General features: G+C 68.4%; 14 protein-coding genes. 5 read left to right on the top strand and 9 right to left on the bottom strand.

Annotated elements, in window-relative coordinates:
- Positions 1-22: 22 nt before the first annotated feature.
- The 4 genes from sucC to RU09_RS07955 form a co-directional block, all read right to left on the bottom strand.
- The gene (gene sucC / locus RU09_RS07970) at positions 23-1,189 is read right to left on the bottom strand and encodes an ADP-forming succinate--CoA ligase subunit beta (protein ID WP_042539275.1); all 1,167 of its coding nucleotides are present in this window, start codon (positions 1,187-1,189) and stop codon (positions 23-25) included.
- Positions 1,190-1,329: 140 nt separating this feature from the next.
- A complete protein-coding gene (locus RU09_RS19020) occupies positions 1,330-2,769 on the bottom strand; it encodes a hypothetical protein (protein ID WP_052492900.1) in 1,440 nt (479 codons plus the stop codon).
- On the bottom strand, positions 2,762-3,976 hold the full coding sequence (locus RU09_RS07960; RefSeq protein ID WP_082041062.1) for a S8 family peptidase: 1,215 nt from the start codon (positions 3,974-3,976) through the stop codon (positions 2,762-2,764). Before RU09_RS07960 ends, RU09_RS19020 begins: the two co-directional genes overlap by 8 nt.
- Positions 3,976-4,398 carry a hypothetical protein gene (locus tag RU09_RS07955; RefSeq protein ID WP_042539271.1) on the bottom strand — a complete coding sequence of 141 codons (423 nt, stop codon included), beginning with the start codon at positions 4,396-4,398 and terminating at the stop codon, positions 3,976-3,978. Before RU09_RS07955 ends, RU09_RS07960 begins: the two co-directional genes overlap by 1 nt.
- A 147-nt stretch (positions 4,399-4,545) precedes the next feature.
- Between RU09_RS07955 and RU09_RS07950 the strand changes: the two genes are divergently transcribed.
- Positions 4,546-5,208: a TetR/AcrR family transcriptional regulator gene (locus tag RU09_RS07950; RefSeq protein WP_042539269.1), complete on the top strand. Its 663-nt coding sequence runs from the start codon at positions 4,546-4,548 to the stop codon at positions 5,206-5,208.
- A 78-nt stretch (positions 5,209-5,286) separates the two neighbouring features.
- The gene (locus RU09_RS07945; RefSeq protein ID WP_042539267.1) at positions 5,287-6,522 is read left to right on the top strand and encodes an acyl-CoA dehydrogenase family protein; all 1,236 of its coding nucleotides are present in this window, start codon (positions 5,287-5,289) and stop codon (positions 6,520-6,522) included.
- Between the two features lie 27 nt (positions 6,523-6,549).
- Here RU09_RS07945 and RU09_RS07940 read toward each other — a convergent pair whose 3' ends face one another.
- A complete protein-coding gene (locus tag RU09_RS07940) occupies positions 6,550-7,434 on the bottom strand; it encodes a helix-turn-helix transcriptional regulator (protein WP_042539264.1) in 885 nt (294 codons plus the stop codon).
- Between the two features lie 123 nt (positions 7,435-7,557).
- Here RU09_RS07940 and RU09_RS07935 point away from each other — a divergent pair, with 123 nt between their 5' ends.
- Positions 7,558-8,502, top strand: a complete 945-nt coding sequence (locus RU09_RS07935; RefSeq protein ID WP_042539262.1) for an SDR family oxidoreductase — start codon at positions 7,558-7,560, stop codon at positions 8,500-8,502.
- A 9-nt stretch (positions 8,503-8,511) separates the two neighbouring features.
- On the opposite strand, the gene RU09_RS07930 is transcribed toward RU09_RS07935, so the two are convergent.
- Entirely contained in the window at positions 8,512-8,997 is a 486-nt protein-coding gene (locus RU09_RS07930; protein ID WP_042539260.1) for a hypothetical protein, read from the bottom strand.
- A 41-nt stretch (positions 8,998-9,038) separates the two neighbouring features.
- On the opposite strand from RU09_RS07930, the gene RU09_RS07925 reads away from it, so the two are divergent.
- A complete protein-coding gene (locus RU09_RS07925) occupies positions 9,039-10,490 on the top strand; it encodes a phytoene desaturase family protein (RefSeq protein WP_042539258.1) in 1,452 nt (483 codons plus the stop codon).
- Between the two features lie 52 nt (positions 10,491-10,542).
- Positions 10,543-11,586 carry an ATP-dependent DNA ligase gene (locus RU09_RS07920; RefSeq protein WP_042539256.1) on the top strand — a complete coding sequence of 348 codons (1,044 nt, stop codon included), beginning with the start codon at positions 10,543-10,545 and terminating at the stop codon, positions 11,584-11,586.
- A 3-nt stretch (positions 11,587-11,589) separates the two neighbouring features.
- Here the strand turns inward: RU09_RS07920 and ligD are convergent, their stop codons facing one another.
- From ligD to RU09_RS07905, 3 genes are read right to left on the bottom strand one after another with little or no spacing between them, the layout of a single operon-like run.
- Positions 11,590-12,642 (bottom strand): non-homologous end-joining DNA ligase, encoded by a 1,053-nt coding sequence (gene ligD, locus RU09_RS07915; protein WP_042539254.1) that lies wholly within the window; start codon positions 12,640-12,642, stop codon positions 11,590-11,592.
- Positions 12,643-12,682: 40 nt separating this feature from the next.
- A complete protein-coding gene (locus tag RU09_RS07910) occupies positions 12,683-13,807 on the bottom strand; it encodes an SseB family protein (protein WP_052492899.1) in 1,125 nt (374 codons plus the stop codon).
- A 26-nt stretch (positions 13,808-13,833) separates the two neighbouring features.
- Complete coding sequence (locus RU09_RS07905) at positions 13,834-16,287, bottom strand: ATP-dependent helicase (protein WP_042539251.1); 2,454 nt, start codon at positions 16,285-16,287, stop codon at positions 13,834-13,836.
- Positions 16,288-16,384: the final 97 nt, after the last annotated feature.

The following is a 16,384-nucleotide window of genomic DNA, read 5'->3' as shown; positions in this document are numbered from 1 at the left end:
TAGTCCTTGTGTCTCTCTGCGATCAGGCGTTGGCGAGTTCGGCGGCCTTGTCGGCGCCCTCGTCCATGGTGCTGGCGAGCGTGACGAGCGGGTGCGCGTACTCGGCGAGGATCGCGCGACCCTCGTCGACGCGGTTGCCGTCGAGGCGCACGACGAGCGGCTTGGAGGCTGCGCTGCCGAGGGTCTCGAGAGCGCCCTTGATGCCGTTGGCCACGGCGTCGCACGCCGTGATGCCGCCGAAGACGTTCACGAACACGCTCTTGACCTGCGGGTCGCCGAGGATGACGTCGAGGCCTGCGGCCATGACCTCAGCCGAGGCGCCACCGCCGATGTCGAGGAAGTTGGCGGGCTTGACGCCGTTGTGGTTCTCACCGGCGTAGGCGACGACGTCGAGCGTCGACATGACGAGTCCTGCACCGTTGCCGATGATTCCGACCTCGCCGTCGAGCTTCACGTAGTTCAGACCGCTCTTCTTGGCCTTGGCCTCGAGCGGGTCGGCTGCGTCCTTGTCTTCGAGCGCTTCGTGCTCGGGGTGACGGATCTCGGAGGCGTTGTCATCGAGTGTCACCTTGCCGTCGAGAGCGATGATGTCGCCCTCTTCGGTGCGGACCAGCGGGTTGACCTCGACGAGAGTCGCGTCCTCGCCCTTGTAGACGTCGAAGAGCTTGACGAAGACGTCGGACACCTTCTCGATGAGGTCTTCGGGGAAGTTGGCTGCACGGGCGATCTCGACGGCCTTCGCCTTGTCGATGCCGGTCAACGGGTTGACCTCGACGCGTGCGAGCGCCTCGGGGCGCTCGACCGCGAGCTCCTCGATCTCCATGCCGCCCTCGACCGAGCAGAGGCTCAGGTAGGAGCGGTTGGCACGGTCGAGCAGCACGGAGAAGTAGAACTCCTCGGCGATACGCGCACCCTGCGCGACCATGACGCGCTTGACGACGTGGCCCTTGATGTCGAGTCCGAGGATGGCCTTGGCCGCCTCGTATGCCTCTTCGGGGGTCTTCGCGACCTTGACGCCGCCGGCCTTGCCACGACCACCGGTCTTCACCTGGGCCTTGACGACGACGACTCCGCCGATCTTCTCAGCGGCTGCCTTCACCTCCTCAGGGGTGTCGGCGACGATGCCGGCGAGAACCGGCACTCCGTACTTTTCGAAAACGTCTCGTGCCTGGTACTCGTACAGATCCACTGTGGTTCCTTCACTGGGCTGCTGTCTGGTAATTCTCTCGATGTCGAGACATCGACCAGTCGCCCAGCCTACTACCTCGAACTGAACGCTCCCGGCGGCCAAGAGGCCGCCGGGAGCGCATACCGGTATGGAGATCGGGTTCAGCGGAGCGTGTCGCGACTGCCGGCCTGGGCCGAACGCGAGCGGGGCCCTGTCTCCTCTTCGTCTTCGAGCTTGGGGGCGATCGGGCCGCCGAGACCCGAGCGTTCGCGCCGCTTCTCGTCGTCGCCTGCTCCGCCCATCATGCCGGGAGCCATCGAACGACCACCCGCGCCGGCGGCCGAACCGCCGGCAGAGCCGGATGCCGAACCGGATGCGGATCCTGCCGCCCCGATGCCTCCGGGGCCGGTCGCACCACTCATGCCGAGCAGTCCACGTCCGGCAGTGGCCGCACCAGCACCGGCTCCTGCGCCGCTCCCACCCGCGCCGAAGAGGCTCGCGCCGCCCGTGCCGCCGAGAGACGCCGAGCGCGTGCCCAGGAGGGCCGCGGCTCCCGCACCACCCACGACCGCTGCGCCGAGCGTGCCCGAACCACCGGATCCGCCGGTGAGCAGACCTCCGCCACCGCCGCCGCCACTGGCACCGCCACCGCCGGGGTACCCGGGCAGGGTGCCGCCGATCGGCGAGTCCACGCTGGGGTCACCTGCGCCGCCGCTTCCGGATCCGCCTGGGTCGACGGTGCCCCAGCCGTCGTCGCCGCCGGTGCCGACGCCGCCCCCGCCGTTGCCACCGCCTGAGTCACCGTTGCCGAAGTCGGTGTCACCCACCGATCCGCCGTTGCCACCGCCTGAGCCGCCGTTGCCACCGCCTGAGCCGCCATTGCCGACGCCCGAGCCGCCGTCGCCTCCGGGCACCCACCCTCCGCCAGGCTGCGCCGTCCAGCTGCCGCCGCCGGTGCCGCCCTGCGGCGAGCCGCCACCTGCCGACGGCCCATTGCTGCCGACCGGGGGAACACGGGAGTCGATCCCGTCCACGTCGATCACGGGAAGGGGGACAGAGGAGGTGTTGACCGTCACTGTGCCGGGGTCCTGGAAGTTCTGTCGCGCCTCTCCGGTGAGCGAGCCGCGGATGGCCTTGAGCTCCTCGATCGCCGCGGCCTCCCGCTCTGCGGCGAGCCGCGCCTCTTCACGCGCCACAGCCTCGCCGGTGTCGAAGGCGCCCCATCCGTCGGTGATCCCGGCGAGATTGCGTTGGGCATCGGCGATGAATCCGTCCGCAGATGCTGACGGCAGGCGCCGCAGCGCAGCGGATGCGGCGCCCGCCGCACTGTCCGCGGCCCTGCGGAGGCCCGAGCGCATGTCCGTCAACGCCGTCTCGATGGCGGTCGCGTTCTTCTCCATACGCTCCAGGAGAACCTGCGCCTCGCCCACCGAGTCGCCGGTCCAACCGGGGATCTCCCGCACGGCCTGGATCGCTCTCCGCAGCTCCGCCACCGCCTGCAGGCGGGACTCCATCTCAGGGTCCGTGAACGAGCTCATCGATGACAGCGCCCGGAGCTCATCCTCGAACATCGTCGGTGTGCACACATTGGGGTCATACATCTGCGCGTCCTCCACTCTTCTTGCGGCCGATCAGTATTGCAGTCGCCGCGACGGCGATCACGATGACCGCTCCGCCGCCCAGCATCCACGGAAGCGCACCGGGACCCGAGCCGTCTTCGGCACTCGGCTCTCCGGTCGGCTCGGTGCCGGTCGCCGAGAACACCTCCTCGAACGAGGGCGACTGGTCGTCCTTGAAGAGAGGGTTCTCATCGGGATACTGCGTGGGATCCTCCTGCACGAGACGGGTCGCATTGATGATCCCGTGCCCGAAGGTGTCCGACCACTGCAGCTCATGCGGGGTCGAGCCTGTGTTGCGGATCATCGACTGCAGCAGCTGCGACCCGCTGGCATCCGGCCACTTCTGCTTCGCCAGTGCAAGAAGGCTCGCGACGATCGGAGTGGCTGCCGAGTTGCCTGACCACGCCGACATCCCCCACGTCTGATCGAAGCCGAGGCCTGCGACGTCGATACCCGGCGCGACGATGTCCACGTCCTCGTTGACCATTGCGGAACCGTCGAGCTGCGTCGCCGCCTGCGCCGACGCATCGACGGACGCGACGTTCACGACGCCGTTGATCGTGGTCGTCACGAACTCCCAGACGGTGTCGCGGTTCGGCAGTCCGGCTACGACGAGCACGCCCTCGCGCAGTGCGGCGGCGACGCTGTCGACGGAATCCTGCGAAAGCTCATCTGCGAGTCGATTCAACCCACCCGACATGGTGACGATGTCCGCGCCCTGGGCGACGGCATCGTCGAGGGCAGCAGGGAACGTGTCTCCCTCGCACGAGTCCTGCAGGATGCCGTAATAGAGGATCCGCACGTCGGGAGCGATCCCGACCGGACCCGCACCCGAGTCCGATGTGCCGTTTCCGACGATCAGCGACGTCACCGACGTCCCATGCTTCAGCCCCTCGAAGTCGTCGCGATTCCCCGAGAGCGGATCGGGACAGCCCTCGGCTTGCCTCACCTCGATGTCCGCACCCTCGAGCGTGGAGACCTCCGGGTCGAGGGCGGCGTCGAAAACGGCGACGGTCACGCCGTCACCGGTGATCCCCGCGTCGTGGATCGCCTGGATCTTCATCGCGTCCAGATACCAGAGCGGTCCGTCGGCCGAGAAGTCCTGCGCCGCAGCCGCGCTCGGTGCTGTCGCCGCTGCCGCTGCGATCGCGAGTGCCATCGCGACGGCACCCCATCGACGAACACTCATCAGTATGTGACCGACTCGGTGCCGTCGTCCTCCGTCGTGCCCGAGGATGCCTCTGGACCCGATTCCGCCGGAGCGGAACCGGTGCTGGTCAGGTGATCGGTCGGCGTGAGTGCCGGGTCGTCGACGACCTGCGCGATCTGAGCGAGAGACGCGGAGAGGTTCTGCTCTGACTCCTGCTTCTGGTCCACGACGGCTTTGAGCGCATCCCGGAAGGCGGCGGTGTTGACGCTGAGCTCGGCGATCATCGCTTCGAGGCCGGCGGCATAGTCGGACGCGGAATCGAGGTAGGGCGCGGTCGTGTTGGTGCGCAGGCCTTCGATCTGCGTTGCGCGCGACCCCACTCCGGCCGCTTCGATGCTCTTGACGAGCGTATGGATGTTCTCGAGCATCTGCTCGAAGTCAGCACCGATCTGCGCTGCCATGATCTTCCCCTCCGTCAGGGACGCGAGCGCGCCCCACCCTCCGGCGACCCATGTTAGTCGACGCTATCGACAGTGCACAGAGCGCGTCGCCGCGGTCGGTGCATTCCGGCGTCTGCACCGCATGAAGCCGAGGTCTAGGCTCGTCCCATGCATGAATCCGCAGAACTGCGCACCGGCGTCGTGGCCGCTGCGCTCGAGCTGTTCGCATCACAGGGGTTCGATCAGACCTCCGTCGAGCAGATCGCGAAGGCCGCAGGGGTCTCACGGTCGACGTTCTTCCGCCAGTTCGGAGGCAAGGAGGACGTCGTCTTCGCCGACCACGAGGTTCTGCTCGAGCAGCTGCGGACCTTCCTCTCCGAGGGGCATGACGACCCCTGGGGCGCAGTGTGCGCAGCATCCGAATCGGTCTTCGCCCACTTCGCGCACGACCCGGAGCTCGCGCGTCGGCGCTATCAGATCGTGCGTCAGGTGCCGGTGCTCCGTGAACGCGAGATCATCACGGTGTTCCGCTACGAGCGACTGTTCGACGACTACCTGCGCAGCTCGCTTCCCGGCATCGACCCTCTGGATGCCGTCGGATTCTCCGCCCTCGTCACCGCGGTGCACAACCATGTGCTCCGGCAGCTGCTGCGCGGCAAGAAGAAGGTGCCGCTCTCGACGTTGCAGACGGCGCTCGCCGACGTCCGCCGCCGTTACGGCGTGTCATCGGAGGCGGTCACCGAAGCGCCGGACGATGTCGTCGTCGCCGTGTTCCCCCGTTCGATGCCCATCGCCGAGGTCACCCGGCGCCTGCGCACGCAGCTCGACTGACCCCGCCTGACTCCCGTCGAGGGAGTCGTGGAACCGAGTATCGAGGAGTACGATACTTGGTGTCACGAAGGAGTCACCATGAGCACCGCAGCCTCCCCTCTCCCCGGCGAGCGCGTCTCGTCGTACGACATCACCGGACGCCAGGACAGCGACTACTACGCCGTCTTCGCCGACATCCCCGACGCCGATCGCCGGGCCTGGGATCGCGCCAAGGCGTACATCGACGAGGTCGGACCGCAGATGGCGGAGGCCTGGGACCGCGCCGAGTACCCGCTCGACGCCGCTCGCCGCATGGGCGAGATGGACCTGGTCGTCGACGGCATCGAGCATCCTTCGCTCACCCGCCTCTCCCCGCTCGCCGCCGGGCTCGTGAACATGGAGATCTCCCGCGGCGACGGGTCGCTCGGCACCGTGCTCGCGGTGCAGGGCGGGCTCGCGCTGCGCACTCTCGCGCTCTTCGGCTCACCCGATCAGCAGCAGAAGTGGCTGACGGCCCTCGCCGACGGCTCGGTCTTCGGCTCCTTCGCACTCACCGAGCCCGACCATGGATCGGACTCCGTCTCGCTCGAGACCGTCGCACGCCGCGATGGCGACGAATGGGTCATCCGCGGTGCGAAGAAGTGGATCGGCAACGGCGCCTCGGGCGGCATCACGTTCGTGTGGGCCCGCGTCGATGACGAGACGGCGGCCGAGCACGGCGCCGTCCGGTGCTTCCTCGTCGAACAGGACACCCCCGGATACACCGGGACGCCGATCCGCGGCAAGGCATCGCTCCGAGCCATCCACCAGGCGCACATAGAGCTCGACGACGTGCGCGTGCCGCTCGACTCCGTGCTGCCGGGGACGAAGAGCTTCAAAGACGCGTCGGTCGTGCTCTACGCGACCCGTTCGGGCGTCGCCTGGTCGGCTCTCGGTCACGCGACCGCCTGCTACGAGGCTGCGCTCGCGTACTCGACCCAGCGCATCCAGTTCGGCAAGCCGCTGGCCAAGTTCCAGATGGTGCAGGAACGCCTCACCCACATGCTCGAGGACCTCACCGCGATGCAGCTCTACTGCCGTCGCCTCGCAGACCTCGAGACCGCCGGCGAGCTGCGGCCCACGCAGGCGTCACTGGCGAAGTTCCACAACACGCGCGCAGCACGGCGCGTGGCCGCCATCGCCCGCGATCTGCTCGGCGGCAACGGCATCCTGCTCGAGAACGGCGTGATGCAGCACATGGCCGACATCGAGGCGATCCACACCTACGAGGGCACCGAGAGCGTGCAGGCGCTGCTGCTCGGCCGTGACATCACCGGGATGAGCGCTTTCGCCTGACCCGGCGCGGTGCTCTCGTGTCGGGAGTCAGCCTTCGGACTTCCCGCCTGAGGTGGTCGGTGAAGGATCGCCGACGAATCTCTGACCACCGATCACCGAGAGGAGCCGCAGCTTCTCGTGGCTCTCGCTGCCCGGCGCTGCGGTGTAGACGAGCAGGGAGTGCGACTGCTCCGGATCGACGAGCGTCTGGCACGTGAGCTCCAGCCGCCCGAGCTCGGGGTGCATGAAGCGCTTGGTGGCGCCGGGGCGGAGACCCACCTCGTGCTTCTTCCAGATGCGTCGGAACTCCTCGCTCCGATCGGTCAGAAGGTCCACATAACGCGCCGCTCGAGATCCCGGGCCCCGACGAGCGGCGATCTCGCGCAGCCCCGACACCCACAGCCGAGAGAGGAACGGGTGATCCTCCGGGTCGTAGATCGACCGCGCGGAGGGGTCGGTGAACCATCGATATCCGATGCTGCGCGAAGGTCCGCGGAGTCCGACGAGATCCCCCACCAGGGCGCTGCCCAACGGGCTCTGACGCAGAGTCTCACCGAGTTCCGTGACCACCTCGGCGGGAGTGTCGTGCAGTCGATCGAAGATCCGCAGCATCCCCGGGCTCACATGGTCGCTCTCGGCACCCCGCGCCGGCGGCGTGTGACCGGCCAGGGCGAAGAGATGGTCTCGCTCTGCCAGTGAGAGGTGCAGTCCCTGGGCGATCGCCGCCACCATCTGGTCGGAGGGCTGGGGTCCGCGTTCCTGTTCGAGCCGTGCGTAGTAATCGGTCGACATGTGGCACAGCGAAGCGGCTTCCTCCCGTCGCAGGCCGTCGGTGCGTCGCCGCTCTCCGCGGGCGAGCCCGACATCCTCGGGTTGCAGCGCCTCGCGCCTCGTTCTCAGGAACTCCGCGAGCCCCCGCCGGTCCACCGCCATGCGCTTCTCCCGCCGTCGACTCCGTTCTACCAGCCGGCCCCTTTGCGATCCACGGATCGACGATCCCTGGTTCGCACGACGGACACGGGAGAGCATCGGAGCCGACGAGGAAGAAGAGAGAACATGCCACGCAAGAACGCAGAGCCGACCATCCCGCCGTTGCACGGCGCGCGCGCAGTGATCACCGGAGCAAGCGACGGAATCGGGATGGGAATCGCCACCCGTCTCGCCGCCGCAGGCGCGGAGGTCGTGATGCCCGTCCGCAACCGGGCCAAGGGCGACGTGGCGATCGCACGGATCCGCGAGACGGCTCCGAACGCGCGCATCTCGCTGCGGGATCTCGATCTCTCGTCGCTCGGCTCGGTCGCCGCACTCGCCGCCACGTTGCGAGATGAGGGAGAGCCGATCAGCATCCTCATCAACAATGCCGGAGTGATGACGCCCCCTGACCGCAGAACCACGGCGGACGGCTTCGAGCTGCAGTTCGGCGCCAACCATCTGGGGCACTTCGCGCTCGTCGGACGGCTGCTCCCCCTGCTCATGGCCGGCGCGGCCAGGGTCGTGTCGCAGATCAGCATCGCGGCCGACAGCGGAGGCATCAACTGGGACGACCTGCAGTGGGAGCGCTCGTACAACGGGATGCGCGCGTACAGCCAGTCCAAGATCGCGTTCGGGATGTTCGCGCTCGAGCTCCAGCGACGTAGCGAGGCCGAGGGATGGGGCATCGCCAGCATGCTCTCGCATCCGGGGGTCGCACCGACGAACCTGCTGGCCGCGCAGCCGGATCTCGGCCGCGCGACGCAGACGTCAGGGCGCCGCATCATCGACGCGCTCTCGCGCCGAGGCCTGATCGTCGGCACGGCCGAGTCCGCGGGACTTCCTGCGGTCTACGCGGCGACCTCAGCGGATGCCGTCGGCGGAGGGTTCTACGGGCCGTCGGGGATCGGTCACCTCGGCGGTCCGCCCGCACCTCAGAAGCTCTATTCGCGTCTGCGGGACGATGAGTCGGCCCGGAGGATCTGGGACGTGTCGCAGAAGCTCACCGGCGTGCCCTTCGAGGCACCGTGATCGCGGGCGTCAGTCGCAGCCGCAACCCCCGGCCGGCGTCTTCACCATGAAGCAGACGTCGCACACGCCGTAGTCGCGCTCGCTCGTCTTCGTCGCCCGCTCGGACTTCGGCGCCGCCGCGACTCGAGGAGTCGTGCTGCGCTTCGCCTTGACCGGAGCGATGGGACGGAACTCGCTCGGGTGCGTCACGAAGAAGTACGGAGCACGGCCTTCGCTCGGCCGCAGACGCAGGGGCGTGGAGCCGACGACGACGACCTCGTCTTCGGCGAAGCCATTGGTGTAGGTCTTGCCGATGTGCAGCGAGGCGCCCTCGCCGCGGCGGATCGCCTCGATGTAGCGGCCTCGGTCGATGTAGGACGAGATGCCGACGGCATCCGTGATCGCCGCGATGAACTCGTGGTTCTCTTCGGCGATGCGGTGCGCTCGGAGCGCCTCCGCGAGGGTTCGGTACGGACGGGAGTTGCCTGTGGGGGTCGGGCCCTGAACTTCATTCATTTCCTCAAGGATCTCACGCCCGGGCATGGAAGACTGGCCGAATGGCACGAGCGACGATCATCGGCTCCGGACCGAACGGCCTGGCGGCGGCCGTGACCCTCGCCCGCGCGGGGTACGAGGTGCGCGTCCTCGAGGCGGCGCACACCATCGGCGGCGGCGTCCGCACGGCCGAGTCGACCCTCTCCGGCTTCCGCCACGACGTCTGCGCCGCGGTTCATCCGGCCGCGCTGTCGTCGACGTTCTTCCAGGCGTTCGGCCTCGCCGAACGGGTCGAATGGATTCTTCCCGACATCTCCTACGCGCACCCGCTCGACGGCGGCAGAGCCGGCATCGCCTGGCGCGACATAGAGCGCACCGCCGCGGCGCTCGGTGCCGACGAGCGCGCCTGGCTGTCGCTTCTGCGCCCGCTCAGCACACATGTCGAGGGTGTCGTCGACTTCACCGGCAATCAGATGCTGCGAGTTCCTCACGAGCCGATCACGGCTCTCCGGTTCGCACTGCGGATGCTCGATCAGGGCACGCCCCTGGCCCGCCGCACCTTCCGCACCGAAGAGGCCGCCGGCCTGATGGCGGGCGTCCTGGCGCATGCGAACACTCCCCTCCCCTCCCTCGCCGGCGCAGCCGCCGGACTGCTGCTGGCCGCGCAGGCGCACGCGGGGGGATGGATGTACCCGCGAGGCGGTGCGCAGAACATCGCCGACAGCATGGTCGCCGACATCGAGGCCCATGGCGGATCCGTCGAGACAGGCGCCCACATCACCGACCTGGCATCCCTCGACTGGGGCGAGCCCGCCCGCGGCGATCTGCTGATGCTGAACACGTCGCCCCGGCTCACCCTCACCCATCCCGACATCCCCGCGTCGTACGCGCGAGCGATCCGCAGCTATCGCTACGGACCGGCTGCGGCGAAGGTCGACTTCGCTCTCGACGGTCCCATCCCGTGGGCCAACGCAGAGGTCGGGCAGTCGCCCACCGTGCACATCGGAGGATCGGCCGCGGAGATCTGGGAGAGCGAGAACGCCGTCGCCCGTGGTCGCATCAGCGATCGCCCCTACGTGCTGTCCGTGCAGCCGTCGGTCTTCGATCCGAGTCGGGCGCCCGAGGGCAAGGCGGTGCTGTGGGCGTACATCCATGTGCCGCAGGGCTCCGACCTCGACGCCACCGAGCTCGTCACCCGTCAGGTCGAACGGTTCGCGCCCGGCTTCCGCGACCTCGTCCTCGCCCACCACTCGGTGCCCGCGTCGTCGCGCGAGGCGATCAACCCGTCGGAGATCGGCGGAGACATCCTGGGCGGCGCCTTCACCATCCCGCAGGCGCTGCGCAGACCCGTGCTCGGCACAGCGCCCTGGCGCACACCGATGCGCGGCGTGTATCTCGCTTCGGCATCGACCCCGCCTGGTCCAGGGGTCAACGGCATGGCCGGGTGGCACGCTGCCCGAACGGCGCTGAAGGATGCGGGCGCCCGCGTCTCGCTCGGCGACCTCTTCGGCTGACATCCCCGAAGTCCCCCTTCTGCGACAGCGTCGGCGACGCCAGGATGGACCCATGCGCTACGAGATCCCCTCTCCGATGCTGGCGAAGGCGGCGGCATCCGTCCCGGACCCCGCGAAGACCACCGGCGGACTGCTGTTCGAGCCCAAGTGGGACGGATTCCGTGGGCTGATCGCCTGGGACGGCGAGACCGTCGAGATCGGCTCGCGCGGAGCGAAGCCTCTGACCAGGTACTTCCCCGAGCTCGTCGAAGCGATCCCCCGGCTTCTCCCTGGCCCGTGCCTGCTCGACGGCGAGATCGTCGTCGCCACGGGGTCTGAGGGCGCGCAGCGGCTCGACTGGGAAGCGCTGAGCCAGCGCATCCATCCCGCGGCCTCCCGAGTCGCCAGGCTGGCCGCAGAGACACCCGCGATGTTCATCGCGTTCGACCTGCTGGCCGTCGACGATCAAGACCTGTCGAGCACCCCGTTCGCCGAGCGGCGCGAGCGCCTGGAGACGTTGATGGCCGGGGTCGAGCATCCGTTGCACATCACCCGCACCACCCGCGATCGTGATGCGGCCGTGCGCTGGCTCGCGGAGTTCGAAGGCGCAGGCCTCGACGGAGTGGTCGCCAAGCCGCTCGATCAGCCGTACGCGCCGGGCAAACGCACCCTGGTCAAGGTCAAACACGCCCGCACGGCCGACGTGGTCGCGCTCGGATATCGTGTGCACAGATCCGGATCGGGGGTCGGGTCGCTGCTCGTGGGCCTCTATGATTCCGACGGCACGCTGCGCCAGGTCGGCGGCGTGGCGGCATGGAGCGATGTGCGCCGGAGGGAACTCGTCGAGGAGCTCGCCCCGCTGGTGGAGCGCGACGATGCAGGCGATGCCGTCACCGGAGAGGGCGAGCGGTCACGCTTCAGCGGATCGAAGGACGTCTCGTTCGTTCGGCTGCGACCCGAGCTCGTGCTCGAAGTCCGCTACGACCAGCTCGAGGGTTCGCGGTTCCGGCACACCGTGCAGTTCGAGCGCTGGCGCCCCGATCGAGATGCCCGTTCGTGCACCTACGATCAGCTCGAGACCGTGGCGGGATACGACCTGGCCGAGGTCATCGGCTGAGCCTCATTCGTCGATCGGGTCGCCGTTCGCGTCCCAGTTCGCCTCGACCTTCTTGCTGGGCTGCACACGCGGCGGCTCCCCCGGCATCTTCGGGAACTCGGGCGGGAACGACAGCTCGCCCAGCCCCGCCTCCAGGTCGCGCTCCCACCACTCCAGCAGGGTGTCGATGCGGCCCGGGCTGCTCTGCTTGCCCGCCCACGGGTCACCGATCTCGTCGAGTCGTTTCGGGATGCTGCGCACGGTGAACGCGGCGGGGTCGAGGCCGTCGAGCTCATCCCAGTGCACCGGCGTCGAGACCGTGGCTCCGGGAAGAGCGCGAGGGCTGTAGGCACCGGCCATCGTGCGGTCTCGGTTGGCCTGGTTGAAGTCGATGAAGACGCGTTCCCCTCGTTCCTCCTTCCACCAGCTCATCGTCACCTGCTCGGGCATCCGTCGCTCCAGCTCTCGGCCGGCCGCGATCACGGCGTGCCTCACGTCGAGGAACTCGTGCGTCGGCTCGATCGGGGCGAACACATGCAGCCCGCGGTTGCCGCTGGTCTTCACGTACGCCTCGAGACCGACCTCGCTGAGCACGTCTCTCAGCGCGTGTGCGGCGGGAACGGCGTCGGCGAACCCGGTTCCCGGCTGCGGATCGAGGTCGATCCGCAGCTCGACCGGGTTGTCGGGGTCGGAGGCGAGCGACGCCCACGGGTGGAACACGATCGTGTTCATCTGCGCCGCCCAGACGATGGCGCTCGGTCGATTGAGCACGATCTGCGGATGCCGTCGCCCGCTGTTGTAGGTCACCGTGACAGCGTCGACATAGTCGGGCGTGCCCTTGGGCGGGTTCTTCGAGAAGAAGCCGTCGCTGCCGAGTCCGTCGCGGAAGCGCTCGAGCGAGACGGGACGGTTGCCGTTCGCCTCGAGGAACGGAGCACTCACGAGCTGGAAGTACTCCGCGAGCTCGGCCTTCGTGATGCCGTCCTTCGGCCACACCACCCTGTTCGGGTTGGAGAGCACGACCTCGCGCTCCCCATCAGGATCGATGACGGTCAGGGGCACGCGTTCTGAGGCCATGCTCCGACCCTAGGGGGCAGGTGCGACGCGCGGAAGCCCGTCAGTCGTCGATATCGATCGCCAGGATCAGCACGGAGGTGAGCGCCTCGCGCTCGACCACGATGCTGGGCCCGGCCGGGTCGATGATGACACCGGCCATATCGACGTGGCTGGACAGGATCTTCGCCAGCTGCAGCGGCTCGAAGGGCAGCGGTCGATCGCCACGTCCGAGCGCGAGCACCTCGAGCGGGTGCGAGAACAGCTGGAGGAACCGCTTGCCGTCAGGCGTCTGCGCTTCGGCGATGCCGACCTGCCCGCCGGGGTTGCCCTCGTTGACGGCCACCCACATGCGCTTGGTCGCGAGCGCCTCGCCGACCTTGGAGGCAGAGTCCTGCTCGCGCGGTGCGGCGATGAGCGACTTGACGGTCATGTCGACATCCGCCTGCTCGAGAGCCTTCTGCAACAGCTCGGTCGGGAACACCACGCGGTGCGGTGCCGAGGCGTTGTCGACGATGAGGCCGGCGAAATCTCCGGACACCACCTGCTGCAGTACCGAGGTGACCGGCTGTGCGACGGCCGATGTCGCCGTCGGGTCCTTCTCGAGCTGCACGGAGTCTCGCACGGCGGCAGCCGAGCTGAACGCCAGCATGAACTGGCGCTCACCATCGCGCACGACGGCGACCGCGAGGGGCTTGCCCTCACTGATCTGTGCCCGAGCATCGCCGTTCACCCGGATGTACATGTGGCCCTGCAGCGCCTGGCGGAGAACTCCGAGAAGCTGCTCGTTCGTCGCGCCCTGCTCGACCTCCTTGAGCGATTCGCGCAGCAGGACGTTGTCCTTCATACCCGCGACGGTCTCGGTCTGCTCGGGCGGCAGCGCAGGTGCCAGCGGGAGCTTGCGCTCGGGCTCGGCCACGGGCGCAGGAGCGGGCGCCGCGGGAGCAGGCGACGCATTCGGTGCGGATGCCGCGGGAGCCGCGTCGGGATCGGGCAGCTCGACCTCGGGTCCGGCCTGCGCGCCGACGCCGCGGAACGCCTGCACGGAGATCCCGATGGTGGGCGTGACCTCGGCGGCTTCGGAGGGGTTCTCCGCGACCTCCGGAGCGTCGACGACAGACTCCTCGGTCTCGGTGTGGTCGGCGACGACATCGTCAGCGGACTTCTTGCGGCGAGAGAACAGGGCCATATTAGCCAGCCTAACCCGCTACAGGGCTAGATCTTCTCGATCGGCGCGACCTTGATCAGCAGCTTCTTCTGGCCGGCGGAATCGAAACGCACGTGAGCGATGCGCTTCGCCCCCTCGCCCGTCACCGCGTCGACTCGCCCCTCGCCGAAGTCCGAGTGGCGGATGCGGTCACCGGCGGCGAGTTCGAGGTCGCCGTTGTCGCGCATCTTCGCCGTCACCCGGTTGGGGAACTTGTCCATCGCCGTGGACAGCGGCTTGAGCGAGTCGCGTCCTGGCAGCTGCTTCACCCCGAAACGGTCGCCCGAACCGGAGCCGCCGAATCCGCCTCCCCTGCGTGCGTTGAGCGCGCGGGACTGCATGCCCCCGCGGGAGTTGACGTCGCCCGGCGACTGGCGCCAGTCGATGAGCCCGGCGGGGATCTCCTGCAGGAATCGGCTGGGCATCGCGACCGAGACCTCTCCGAACTGAGCCCTGGTCATGGCCAGCGACAGGTGCAGACGCTTGCGAGCGCGGGTGATGCCGACGTAGAAGAGTCGACGTTCCTCCTGCGGGCCGCCCGGCTCACCGGCCGAGATTCGGTGCGGGATGAGGTCCTCTTCGACGCCGGTCACGAACACCGCGTCGTACTCGAGCCCCTTCGCGGTGTGCATCGTCATCAGGGACACCGAGCCCGACTCGTCGTCGAGGTCGTCGGCGTCGGAGACGAGGGCGACCTCCGTGAGGAAGTCGACGATCGTCCCGTCGGGGTTGTTGCGGGCGAAGTCTCGTGCGACGGCGACGAACTCGTCGAGGTTCTCGACGCGCGCCTCGTCCTGAGGGTCGCGGCTCGCACGCAGCGCGTCGAGGTAGCCGCTCTTCGACAACAGCACGCTGAGCCCGTCGGCGACGGCGGTGGGCGCGGGGACCTCGCCGGAAGCGGGGAGCATGATCTCGGTCGCTTCGGCCAGCACGGCATCGAGCTGGGCGATGCCGGCCTGGATCTTCGGGCCGAAGCCCAGCTGATCCGGCACCGAGAGCGCCTGGCGGAAGGTGATGTCATGCTCTTCGGCGAAGCGGGCGATCGCCGTCTCGGTGACGTCGCCGATGCCCCGGCGCGGCTTGTTGAGGATGCGTCGCACCGCCATCTCGTCGGCAGGGTTCGCGACGGCGACCAGGTAAGCGAGCGCGTCCTTGATCTCGGCGCGCTCGTAGAACTTCGTGCCGCCCATGATCTTGTAGGGCACGGCCGAGCGGATGAAGATCTCTTCCAGGGCGCGCGACTGCGAGTTCGTGCGATAGAAGACCGCCATCTCGGAGTACGGCATTCCGGCCCGGTGCAGCACCTCGACCTCGTCGGCCACGAACTGCGCCTCATCGTGCTGCGAATACCCGGTGAAGCCGACGATCATGTCACCGTCGCCCTTGTCGCTCCAGAGCTTCTTGTCCTTGCGGTCGAAGTTGTTGCCGATCACGGCATTCGCCGCGGAGAGGATGTTCTGCGTGGAGCGGTAGTTCTGCTCGAGCAGCACGACACGGGCGCCGGGGAAATCGCGCTCGAACTCGCTGATGTTGCGGATGTCGGCACCGCGGAAGGCGTAGATCGACTGGTCGGAGTCGCCCACCACGGTGAGCGAGGCGCCCTCGAGCTCGGGAGTGGTCTCGGGCTCGAAGATCATCATGCCGTTGGAGGCATACGGGTCTGGGCTCTCGCCCGTCACGGGCCGCGTCAGCTCGTGGATGAGCGCGTACTGGGCGTGGTTCGTGTCCTGATACTCGTCGACGAGCACGTGACGGAAACGACGGCGGTAGGTGTCGGCGACCTGCGGGAACGCACGGAACAGGTGGACGGTCTGCCCGATCAGGTCGTCGAAGTCGAACGCGTTCGCCTTCTGCAGCTGCCGCTGGTAATCGGCGAACAGCTCGACGAAGATCCGCTCGGCCGGGTCGCTCATGTTCGCCTGACGCGCATAGGCGTCGGCGTCCGACAGCTCGTTCTTGAGCTTCGAGATGCGCGACTGCACGGCTCCGGGGGTGAGCCCGTAGGCGTCGGCCTCGTGCTGCTTGACCAGACGCTTGATGAGGGCGCGCGAGTCGCCCGAGTCGTAGATCGTGAACGACTTGGTGAACCCGAACTGCTGGGCCTCTCGGCGGAGGATGCGCACACAGGCGGAGTGGAAGGTCGAGATCCACATGCCCCGAGCGGCGTCGCCGACGATCGCCTCGACGCGCTCGCGCATCTCACCGGCCGCCTTGTTGGTGAAGGTGATCGCGAGGATCTGGCTGGGCCAGGCCTCTCGCGCCCTCAGCAGGGAGGCGATACGGCGGGTGAGAACGCTGGTCTTGCCCGAACCGGCGCCCGCGACGATCAGCAGCGCGGGTCCGCGATAGGTCACCGCCTCGAGCTGCTGCGGGTTGAGGCCGGCGAGGAGGTCGTCCTGTCCCTGCGCTCCCGTGGAGCGGGGGCCGACGGATCCGGGAACGATGAGGGGGGCTTCGGTCATGGCTCTATGAGTCTAGGCCGCGCCACCGACACTGCCGTCGGGTGGAAGTCCCGCAGGGACGACGAGGCGCGGAACGCCCTCTCCGACGGTGCGCGCG

This window comes from Microbacterium sp. MEJ108Y (genome assembly GCF_000834175.1).
GTDB classification, from domain to species: domain Bacteria; phylum Actinomycetota; class Actinomycetes; order Actinomycetales; family Microbacteriaceae; genus Microbacterium; species Microbacterium forte.
Note: the sequence above shows the minus strand (reverse complement) of the source record. Positions and strands in the feature narration are given on the sequence as shown.